Origin of the sequence: Neorhizobium sp. BETTINA12A (assembly GCF_023006485.1) — a bacterium.
GTDB lineage: Bacteria > Pseudomonadota > Alphaproteobacteria > Rhizobiales > Rhizobiaceae > Neorhizobium.
This window is the reverse complement of sequence record NZ_JALBGW010000189.1, coordinates 1-8484: the sequence shown is the minus strand read 5'-3', so window position 1 is coordinate 8484 and position 8484 is coordinate 1. Positions and strand designations below refer to the sequence as shown.

Annotated in this window: 1 protein-coding gene; it reads right to left on the bottom strand. The window is 62.8% G+C overall.

Annotated elements, in window-relative coordinates:
* A partial coding sequence (locus tag MOV61_RS26250) for a tandem-95 repeat protein (RefSeq protein ID WP_247138687.1) occupies positions 1–8484 on the bottom strand: 8484 nt, incomplete at both ends.

Genomic DNA, 8484 nt, shown 5'->3' with positions numbered 1-8484 from the left:
AAGGTCTCCGGGCTGTCGACATCGCTGATCGTCAGAGTGCCGCCCGTGGTCAGGACTGCGTTGGTTTCCGTCAGGTTCACAGTCACCGGCGTCAGAACCGCGGCGTCGTTCACAGGAGTGACCGCGATGTTGAATGTGTCCGAAACGCTGTTCAAACCATCGGTGGCGGTCACCTTCACATCGAAGCTGCCATTGTAGTTCAACGGCGCATCACCGCTGAACGTCCCTGTGCTGGGATCAAAATGCAGCCATGCCGGCAGTGCCGAACCATCGCCGAGGGTGGCCGTGTAGGTCAGTGTCGAGTCCACGTCCGAGAATGTGTCTCCCGGAACCTGGAAGGAAATCGTGCCTTCCTCCGGAATGCTCTGGTCGGCAATCGCATTCGCAAGAACCGGCGCATCGTCAACCGCCGTGATGGCCACCCCGATCGAACCGGTCGAAACCAGAGTATCGGTGTGCAGACCATCGGTGAGCGTGGCGCTGTCAAGGACCGTCGCCGCAACGTTCAGGTCGAAGTTGCCGGCGAAGTCGTGCGGCGGTGTCATCGTCAGGCCGGAGGTATTGACCCCGGCGGTATCGGTGATGACCCAAACCGCACCTTCGAGCGCGCCTTGGCTGAAGGTCGCACCGGCCGGGAAGCCCGACAGTTCGACCCGCGTCACCTTTTCCGACCCGTCGGTGTCGCCAAGGGCAATGTTGAGCGCGATGTTGGCCGCTGCGTCTTCAGCGCCGAGACCAGAACCGGAGATCGTCGCAGTATCAGCCACCGGCCGAATATTGACCGTGATGGTTGCCGAAGCCGTGGCGTTTGCGGCGCCGCTGCCGTCAGATACCGTATACTGGATCGTGGTGATACCGCTGGCGTTGGCGTGCGGCGTGTAGACCAGGTCCCCGTTGGAGTACAGGAGGCCGCTGCCCGTCGGCCCCGACGTGATGGTCGCCGCGGTCGGATGCAGAGTATCCCCGTCGACATCGGTGTCGTTGGCGAGGGTATTGACGCCGGAGAGCGTATGGTCCTCGTCGACGAAAAAGACGTCGTTGTGCGGGGTCGGTGTATCGTTGACCGGCGTGACCGCGATATTGAAGGTGTCCGAAACGTCGTTCAAACCGTCGGTGGCAGTCACCTTCACATCGAAGCTGCCGTTGTAGTTCAACGGCGCAACACCGCTGAAAGTCCCTGTCCCGGCGTCAAAGTGCAACCAGGCCGGCAGTGCCGAACCATCGCCGAGGGTTGCCGTGTAGGTCAGTGCCGAGTCGATGTCCGAGAACGTGCCTGCCGGAACCTGGAAGGAAATCGTGCCTTCCTCCGCAATGCTCTGGTCGGCAATCGGCTGGACGAGAACCGGCACATCGTTCACCGCTGTGATGGCAACCTCGATCGAACCGGTCGAAACCGCGGTATCCGTGTGAAGGCCATCGGAGAGCATAGCGCTGTCGAGGACCGTTGCTGCCACGTTCAGCGTGAAGTTGCCGTTGTAATTGGCCGGCGGAGTCATCGTCAGCCCGGTGGTAACAACCCCGGCAGCATTCTCGATGACCCAGACACCACCCTGCAACGAGCCCTGGTTGAAGGTTGCACCGTCCGGGAAACCGCTCAACTCAACTCGTGTCACCTTCTCGGAATGATCCGTGTCGCCAAGAGCAATATTGAGCCCAATGGCGGCCGCACCATCTTCGCTGCCGGAGCCGGAGCCGGAGATGGTGGCGGCGTCCGCGATCGGACGGATATTGACGGTGATCGTACCCTGGCTCGTGAGGTTGCCGTCGGAGACCGTATAGCCGATGACCGAATAACCGCTCTCGTTTGCCTCCGCGTGATAGGTCAACGCGCCGCCTGTCTCCAGCGATGCGGATGCGGCCGGGTTCCCCCCAACCGTTATGTTGCCAACCCTGATGAGGGTATCGCCTTCGGCATCCGTGTCGTTCGTCAATACGTTGACGCCCGAGAGGGTGGTGTCCTCGTCGATGAAATAGACGTCGTCATGCGCCACCGGTGCATCGTTGACCGGCGTCACGGTGAAGTTGAAGGTGCCGGTGCCAGGTGCCGAGTTGTCCTCGTTGCCGTCCTCGACCTTGACCGAGAAGGATGCGGTCGAACCTTCCGAACCGTCATGGGTGTAGGTGATCAGGCCGGCCTTGAGTTCGGCGGCGGTGAACGAGGTTGCCGAAGCTCCGCCGTTGGAAATCACCCCGTGCGTCACATCGGAGACCTGGAAGACCACGCCGCCGTCGACATCGTCCGGATCGGTATAGCCGAGTTCGGCGAAAGTGAGGACGTGGCTGCCGCCTTCTGCGACCACCCCAGTCAACGTGCCGGCCAATACCGGCGCATCGTTGATGGCAATCATATGAACGGTCGCAACCTGCGGCGCGCTATCGGAAACCCCATCATTGACCACAACGGTCAGGGTGCGGTCGATCGAGGTATCCGGGTTATCGCTGTTGTCCTGGTAGACGATGTTCTTGAGGATCGTCTCATAGGTGGCGATCGATGCCAAACCGGTGACCGACAGCACGCCGGTGGTTGAATTGTAGCCGACGTTCAAGCCCACGGCGGCGGCGGTTGCCGTCGCGTTGAGGAAGAGCGTCTCGCTTGCTCCATCAAGGTTGTGGGCAAGCGTCACCGTCATCGACTGCAGCGTCGAAGAGTCGACATCGGCAAGACTTGCCTGCCAGGCGAACTGCTGCGGTGTCTGTTCCGTGGCGTTGGTCGCCGCACCGTTTCCGCCAGCCGCGCCATTCAGGTCGATGACCGTGGCGTCGTTGGTGCCGGTGATCGCGATGGTCAGCGACGCAGTCGAAGTCAGGCCATGGGCATCCTTCATCCCGTAGGTGAAGACTTCGCTGGCGTGCGTGTTCTGGACAAGCGCCTGGGTGTCGGCGTCATTGTTGTCCAGTGCATAGGCATAGCTGCCATCCGCATGGATTGTCAGCGTGCCGTAGGTGCCGGCAACCGTGACATCGCCATTATTGCCGGGAACGGCCGTCAACCCGCCGCCGGCGAACTGGATCGAGGTGACGGTCCTGGTGTCGAAGATATCGGCGTCGGTATCGTTGGTCAGCACATTGCCGGTTGCCGAAGCGTCGCCGGCCGTGCCGTTGGCGATGCCGCCGGCCTCGATTACCGGATCGCCCGCATTGGTGTCGGCAATGGCATGCGGCGCATCGTTGACCAGCTCGATGGCCTGCACGGTGCCGCCGTTGCCGTTGTTCTCACCGGCAAAGGTGAACTGCTCGATGTTCTTCGCCGTCGCCACGACGGTGCCGCCGAGGCTGAAGGAGAAGGTGCCGTCGGAGGCCCGAACGATGTCGTAGTCGGCCCACTTGCCGGCCAGGATCATCGTATCCACGTCGCCGCCAGTGGTGTCGTCGGCGTCGGTGACGACCACCTTGGTGCCGGCAAGACCGGCCAGGTTGATGATGTCGTCGCCGGTACCGCCGGTGATGGCGATGGTCGAAGGTGCGATGGCGGTGCCGGAGAGATCGCCGACATTGATCGTGCCGCCGCCTGCATGCAGGGTGATCTCGATGCCTTCGATTTCGTCGGCCCGTACAGTCGTTCCGCCGGTGCCGCTATAGGTGACCAGCACGTCGGGCCGATCGTCGGCCGGCGCAACATTCTGCGGGTCCGCCAGGGTCGATTTGCCGATCGTGAAGGTCCGGCCCTCGGCATCGCCGGCGATCTTGAGGACGTCGTAGTCCGGGAAGATCGAGCCGGTTTCCGTGCCCCCGTCGATCACGTCGGCACCGTCGCCAACCTTATAGACGAAGGTGTCGTTGCCTGTGCCGCCGGAAATCAGGTCGTCGCCCTTGCCCCCGATCAGCGTATCGTCGCCGTCTTCGCCATACAGCTTGTCGGCACCGCCGCCCCCTTCGATATGGTCGTTGCCGCCACCAGCGAAGATGATGTCGTCGCCGGCGTCGACCGGGTTCGGGTTGCCATCGTCTTCGCCATAGAGCCAATCGCCGCTGGAGCCGCCATAGATCAGGTCGTTGCCGCCTTCGCCCTTGGCCGTACCGCCGCCATTGCCGAGGACGAGCACGTCATTACCGGAACCGGCATAGAGGTTGTCGCCAACATTGTCATCGCCACCGATGAGAAGGTCGCTGCCTGCACCACCGAGAAGCGTGTCGGAACCTGCGCCGCCCTTGAGGATGTTGTCGTTTCCGTCACCGGCCAGAATATCGTCGCCGATACCGCCCGTCAGGTTTTCGATGTCGACAAGCGTATCCGTTCCGACCGCATCATTGGCGCCGTTGCTATCGATTGCGCTGTGGGCCGGAATAGCGGCCGGCCAAGTTGCGGCGTCACCCAGGTTGGCGAACACACCCGTCGTCAGCGACGAGTAGTCTGCGGTGTCACCGCCGAAAGCCGAAGCGATAATCGTTGCAGCGTCACCCGATGCAGGGTTGGATGGCCGGTTGAAGCCAACGGCACTGTTGGTGCCGCCGTCGAGCAGATCGTCGCCCTTGCCGCCGACCAGCATGTCGTTGCCGTCTTCGCCATAGAGCTTGTCGGCGCCAAGACCGCCCCAGATCTTGTCGTTACCGGCACCGCCCTTGAGAATGTCGTTGCCGCCGAGACCGGAGATCAGGTCGTTGCCCGTGCCGCCGTTGATGATATCGGCGGAATTCGAACCGCCGAGGATGTCGTTGCCGTCGCCACCTTCGATGGTGATCGGTCCGCCGTCCGCAGTGGAGCCCGCAGCCAGAAGAATGACGTCATTGCCATCGGTGCCGACGATCTTTTCGACGCCGGAGAGATAACCGGGAGCCGTGCTGTAATCGGCCACGAAGCCCGATTTGCCGTCACGCTCCAGGATGATCGTGTCGTATCCTGCGCCACCGATAACCTGGTCGGCAGTGCCGGCAAGACCAGCGATATTGACCGCCAGCAGGCTGCCGTCACCCAGCTGAATGTTGCGGGTGCCGGAACCGGTCACATCCGCGCCGAGGACGAAGGTGTCGTTACCTTCACCGCCGTCGAGAACATCGGCTCCGAGACCGCCATCCAGGTAATCGTTGCCACCATTGCCGGTGAGCTTGTTGGCCTCGTCGCCGCCGATCAGCACATCGTTGCCGGCACCACCCAGGGCATCGACGATGCCCGAGACGCTGTCGATACCAATCACTTTGTCGATCACGGTGGCACCGTCGGTCGCGGTGTCAGCGGCAACGGTCTGGCCGCCGACCATGTGGGCAGCACCGTCGAGGTTGACGAAGACGCTGGTGGAAAGGCTGGAATAGTTGATCGAGTCGATCGAGCCGGCGGCATCGACGCGAACGGTCACCGTCGAGGTGGCGGCGTCGCCATCTGCGTCGGTGGCGGTGAACCCGAGGGCCAGATCGAGATACTGGCTCGTCGCATTCGGCGCCGTATGGTCCAGCGGCTGAAGCAGCGAGAAGGTGTAACCGCCGGTCGCAGCATTGAGCAATGCTGTAAAGACGATATGGTCCAGCGCCGGCGGGTTGGCAGAGCCGGTGAACCCGGTAAGCACACCACCGATGACGGCGATCGTCACCGGATTGCCGTTCGAGCTGAGCGTCGTCACCGACGCTCCGTTTTGATCCTTTGTCGCGACACTTCCAGTGAAGGAAAGCGTACGCGCGCTGCCGGCATCCGCACCCCAGGAGAGGCCTGTCAGGGCGGCGGTGATGGTTTCCGAGCCGCCTTCCTCGACCGTTCCGATGGCATTGGGGCCGGCCGTCGGCACGCTATCGGTGACGGTGACGATCAGCTGGTCATGGAGCGCCACGCTGTCGCCGTCGCCATCGGTTACCGTGACGGCGGACGAAAGGTCCAGCGCCAGCGAACCGTCGCCGTCGGTGAAGGTAATCGAATGACCATTGTTGACGGTTGTAGAGCCATTCGGCGAACCTACACCGTCAAGATCGAACTTCGTCTGGTTCGGGACATTGCCGACATTCAAATACCAGGTGGTGTGGGCCGGGATGTTGATAACATAGTCCGTTCCACCGGGGTTATTGTTGTCCAGCGTCCAGGTGACTGCGGTATTGCCAGAATTGCTGACGCGGATGATCGCGTCGCCGTCCGGCATGTGTCCCACGAAGGCGAGATCGTTGCCGCCGACATCAGCGACAGCTGCATGACTGCCGGCAGCGTCGAGAGCGGCAGCCGGGATCGACACGCCATCGATAACCACGCTGTCGGTGTGGTCGAGCGGGCCGGTCTGCGCAAAGGTGTAATGGCCGGTGGCCGGATCGACGCTGAAGGTGAAGATCGTCGCCGCACCGGCTTTCGCCACCAGGGCATTGCCGACGACGGAATAGGTAAGCGCGACACCGCCGGACGTCAGCGAAGTCAGGCTGGAGGACAGACCGGTGGTTTCAACCGAGTAGCGGCCAAGACCGTCAGCGCCCGGCGATACCAGGGCGGAAAGCTCGCCTGCAATCGAACCGCCTGCGGCGCTTTCGGTGATCGCGCCAGTGCCGATCACACCGGTGGAGATCGGAGTGTCGTCATTGACGATGATATTGAGGGTGCCGGAGGAGGTGTCGCCGTCGCCGTCAGTGACGGTGACGCCGATCGACAGGGTCGTGTTCTCTTCCGTGGTGCCGGCGGTCGGATGGACGATCGGCGCCTCGGCGGTAAAGCTGTAGGAACCATCGGCATTGACGACCAGAACGGCGGCGGTCTGGCCGGAGAGATGGCCGGTCGCCGTGAACGTCGTCGAGCCGTTGGCGCCCTTGACGCCATTGCTCCAGTCGACGGATTCCGTCTTGGCAAGGCCGCCCTGTTCGTAGATCACACTGAACGCCGGACCGTTGATGGCCACCGACTTGACGCCGTCGGCGCCCGCCGTGAACAGCGAACCGGCAAGCCCGGTCGCGACATGCTCGTTGACAACGTCGCCCAAACCGCCGGCATTGCCCGCCCCCTGAGCCTCATCGTCCAGAACCGTCGTCGACGTCACTACATAGGCCTTCGGCGTGTCGTCGTTGACATCGATGGTCAGGGCACCGACGGCATGGTCGCCATCGCCGTCCGTCACGACATAACCGAACGGCAGCTTTTTGTCATCTTCGAAGCCCGGCAGAGAAAAGTCATGCGCAACCGGCGCGCCCAGCGTGAACGTGTAGGAACCGTCCGCCTTGATCACCAGGACCGCAGCCGGAGTACCGGCCGGATAGTTGGCGCTTATCGCCGTGAACGTCGTCGTCCCGTCGGAACCGACCACGCCACCGCTCCACGAAACCGCTTCCGTCTTCGCAAAGCCCTGAGCGTCCTTGTAGATCACGTCGAAGGCAGGACCCAAGATTGCGACCGACTTCACACCGTCCGCACCTGCCGTGAACAGCGCGCCTGCACCGCCCGATACCGTGCTGTAGTTCGGGGTAACGTCTCCCCAGCCGCCATTGTTGGCCGGCGTGAATTCGCTCTGCGCCTCGTCGTCGAGAGTGGCTGAACCGGACACGAGCGAGACGATCGGCGCAGGCGTGTCGTCGTTGACGTCGACCTTCAGCGTACCGGTCGCCTTGTCGCCGTCGCCGTCCGTCACCGTGAAGTCGAACGACAGGGACTTGTTGTCTTCCGAAATGCTCACCGTGTCATGCGCAACCGGCGCGCCCAGCGTGAACGTATAGGAGCCGTCCGCCTTGATCACCAGGATCGCAGCCGGGGTACCGGCCGGATAGTTGGTGCTCGTCGCCGTGAACGTCGTCGTCCCGTCGGAACCGACGACACCGCCGCTCCACGAAACCGCTTCCGTCTTCGCAAAGCCCTGGGCGTCCTTGTAGACCACGTCAAAGGCAGGTCCCGAGATCGCAACCGACTTCACCCCGTCCGCACCCGCAGTGAACAGCGCACCCGCGCCGCCCGACACCGTGCTGTAATTCGGGGTAATGTCTGCCCGGCCGCCATTGTTGGCCGGCGTGAACTCGCTCTGAGCTTCGTCGTCGAGAACCCGCGACGCCGCCACGACACCCTTCGAGACTGGCGTATCGTCGTCGACACTGATGGTCAGCGTACCCGGTGTTGCAGCCGCATCGCCGTCCTTGTCGGTGACCTGGTAGGAAATCGTGAACTGCACATTGTCTTCCGTCCCCGGGATCGTTCCCTGCGGATGGTTGATCGGTGCAAGCTGGGTGACCTCATAGGCGCCCGTCACCGTGTCGGTGATGGTGATCGAAACGACCGCGCGTTCGCCCTGATAGATGGTCATCACCTTGCCGTCTTCGGACGGCGTCGCGGTGAAGCCTTCAGGCAGCGTCAGGCCGCTGCCGATCCACAGCACCGAGCCGGCGCCATCGGCGCCGTAAGAATGCGCGAGTACGCCCGTGGCGTTGACGGAGTCGGCATCATCGCCGTTGCCTGCCGGATTACCGCCGGTCAGCGCATCGTCGTCGAGCTGCACCAGCGAATTCTCGCCGATCGTCGGAATATCGTCATCGACATTGATGGTCAGCGTGCCCGGCGTTGCAGCCGCATCGCCGTCCTTGTCGGTGACCTGGTAGGAAATCGTG